Here is a 2,592-nt window from a genome sequence, read left to right as displayed (position 1 = left end):
GGCCGTGGCAGCAGGCCGGCGAGGTGGGGGGAGACCACGCCGAGCGCCTGGGAGGGCAGCAACGCCAGCAGCTGCGCCAGAGCCTGCGCCGGGCCCGGCGGCACCTCCTCCTCGGCCAGCAGCGCGAGGACGTCGGCCATCTCGCCGTGGCGGTGCGCCACGCTCCGCCCGGCAACCGCACCGACCTCGGCGGCGAGGTCGTCCATCGTGAACGCGGACGCGCCCGTGAGTTCTCCGACGACCCGGTGTTCGGGGCAGGCTGCGGCCACCACGACGGCCGCCTCCGCGTAGTCCCGCCGGCTGCCGGCGGCCAGGCGTCCGGACGCCGCCTGCGTGACCAGTTCGCCGGTCACCGCGGCCCGCCGGACGAGCGGGGCCAGGACATCGGCCGCGATCCCGAGCCGGAGGACCGTGTGGGCCAGCGGGCTGGCGGCGAGGTGCTCCTCGACCGCCGCGTGGAACCGCAGCGGCGACAGCGGCGCGCCGGCCACGCTCAGGTAGACCAGGTGGCGGACCCCGGCGGCGACGGCCGCGTCCACCACTGAGGTCAGGACGCCGGCGCCGCCGTCGCCGTCCGGCGTCTCCCCGGCCGGTGGCACGAGGATCACGCTGTCCGTTCGCTCCAGGTCCCGGGCGGAGGCGCGTTCCGGCGTCAGCGCGGCGGTCGCCGCCCCGTACCGGTCGCGGTCGAGGGCCCGGTCCACGGCGGTGGCGAGCCGTCCGGGAGCGGCGACGAGTTGGATCACGGGTCCTCCCCGAAATTTCGCCGTGCCGGGCCCGGCACGGGTGGCTGCCTGGCGTCGAGTCGTGGTCGACGTCGCCGCCGGACCGCTCCGGTCAGCCGCCGGGCTCCTCGCCCCCGGTGGTGCCCTCGCGCCCGTCCCCGCGCCGCCCGAGCCAGCGTTCGAGCAGGGTCATCAGCAACGGCAGGGCGCTGAGCACGACCATCAACCGGACCAGGTGCATACCGGCGACCACCGAACTGTCACCACCGAGACTGGTCACCGTGGCCACCAGCTCGCCGACGCCGCCCGGCACCATACCGAACATCGAGACGAGGATGTCCACACCGAACACGACGTTGAGCAGCAGACCGAGCCCTACCCCGACGCCGATGATCACCATGACGGCCACGAGGCCGGGCACGAGGACGGTCCGGAACACCGAGAAGACGTCCTTGCCCAGCTGCGACCCGACCGTGGTGCCGATGACGACCTGGGCGGCGATCTCGATGCCCCGAGGAATCTGGGCGGGTTCCCCGGTGAGGGTGTGGAAGGCCGCCGCGCCGATGATGGCGCCGATGAGCGGCCACAGCGGGATGCGCAGCAGCTTGGCCAGGCCGGCGCCGGCCGCGCCGCACACCACGAGCGCGAGCACGGTCATGACGGCACTCCCAGGACGAGGATGAGCAGCGGCAGCACGCCGAGCACGACGATCAACACCCGGACGAGGTGGATGGCGACGACGACCCCCACCTTCGCCCCGACCTCCTGCGCGGCGGCCACCATCTCGCCGAACCCGCCGGGGGCGCAGGCGAACAGGGCTGTCCGGACGTCGAGGCCGAAGCCCCGCGACAGCAGCAGGGCGAGCCCGACGTCCACGAGGAGGAGGACGAGGACCCCGATGGCCGCCGGTAGCAGGACACCCAGCAGCGCGCTCAGGCTCTCCGCGTCGACCCGCGCGCCGACCACGCAGCCGAGCAGCACCAGCCCGACCACCCGGACCGACCGCGTGACCTGCCTGCCCGGCCATCGCGCGTTCACCATGGCGCTGCCGAGCACCGCGCCGAACAGCGCGCCCGCCGGGACGTTCAACAACACGAGCAGGGCCGCGCCGGCGGCTCCGCCCACCAGGAACCGCGCGGACTCCGCGAGCCTGCGTGCCCTTCCCCGACCGCCGGTGCCGTCGGCACCCGTGTCCTCGTCCGCCCCGGCCACCCCGGCACCACCCCTTCGAGTTGGAGGCCGGCCCCAGCGCCGACCGATGGTTAGTCAGCCGAAAGAGTGTCACGGCAATCACCTGGCATCCGGGGTGAGGGCGGTGAGATGGCACACCCCGAAACGCAGGGTCACCGGTCGCGCGCCCACCGCTGACCAGCGCATCCGGAGTGTCCGAATTGCTACCCTCGAGGAGGCGGTCGCTCCGGCGGGCCGCCGTGCGGCGACAGCCATGAAGGAGTTCACGTGACCGACCCGGATCTGGCATCCGTGGCCAGCGCGGTGGCTCACCGGGCCACGGGTGGGCTGACGGACGGCGGCCAGAGTGCCGTGACCGCCCTGGCCCGGCTGGTCAGGGCTCGCTTCGGCGACGACGACCGGGCGACCGGGTCGTTGGACGCGGCGGCCGCCGAGCCCGAGGACGAGGGGCGGATCGCGGACCTCGGGTCCGCGCTGGCCAGGACCGTCGCCGCCGATCCCGAGTTCGCCGCCATGGTGCGGGAACTGTGGGCCCAGGCGGCGGAGGAGGGAACCGCTCCGGCCGACGACGCCGCTAGGCCGCACCTCGGCTGAAGCCCACCACGGGTGGGCTGCCGGGTGGCGGGCACCTTCGCGGTGACCGGAACGGCGATCCGGCCGCCTGATCACCGCCCGC

4 protein-coding genes are annotated in these 2,592 nt (G+C 74.5%); 1 reads left to right on the top strand and 3 read right to left on the bottom strand.

Going from position 1 to position 2,592, the window contains the following annotated elements; all coding sequences use genetic code 11:
• The 3 genes from ACTIDRAF_RS32150 to ACTIDRAF_RS0219995 all read right to left on the bottom strand — a co-directional run.
• The coding region (locus ACTIDRAF_RS32150; RefSeq protein WP_016700498.1) for a Rossmann-fold NAD(P)-binding domain-containing protein at nucleotides 1–746 on the bottom strand (746 nt) is incomplete at its 3' end.
• A 91-nt stretch (nucleotides 747–837) separates the two neighbouring features.
• Nucleotides 838–1,383: an AbrB family transcriptional regulator gene (locus tag ACTIDRAF_RS0220000; protein WP_016700497.1), complete on the bottom strand. Its 546-nt coding sequence runs from the start codon at nucleotides 1,381–1,383 to the stop codon at nucleotides 838–840.
• Entirely contained in the window at nucleotides 1,380–1,937 is a 558-nt protein-coding gene (locus ACTIDRAF_RS0219995; protein WP_016700496.1) for an AbrB family transcriptional regulator, read from the bottom strand. The genes ACTIDRAF_RS0220000 and ACTIDRAF_RS0219995 overlap by 4 nt, the downstream gene beginning before the upstream one ends.
• Before the next feature lie 246 nt (nucleotides 1,938–2,183).
• On the opposite strand from ACTIDRAF_RS0219995, the gene ACTIDRAF_RS30025 reads away from it, so the two are divergent.
• The gene (locus ACTIDRAF_RS30025) at nucleotides 2,184–2,510 is read left to right on the top strand and encodes a hypothetical protein (RefSeq protein WP_016700495.1); all 327 of its coding nucleotides are present in this window, start codon (nucleotides 2,184–2,186) and stop codon (nucleotides 2,508–2,510) included.
• Nucleotides 2,511–2,592: the final 82 nt, after the last annotated feature.

Origin of the sequence: Actinoalloteichus spitiensis RMV-1378, assembly GCF_000239155.1 — a bacterium.
GTDB classification, from domain to species: domain Bacteria; phylum Actinomycetota; class Actinomycetes; order Mycobacteriales; family Pseudonocardiaceae; genus Actinoalloteichus_B; species Actinoalloteichus_B spitiensis.
Note: the sequence above shows the minus strand (reverse complement) of the source record. Positions and strands in the feature narration are given on the sequence as shown.

Excerpts from the sequence above, each read along its gene's own strand:
- ACTIDRAF_RS0220000 (WP_016700497.1), bottom strand. The coding sequence starts at position 1,383 with ATGACCGTGCTCGCGCTCGTGGTGTGCGGCGCGGCCGGCGCCGGCCTG.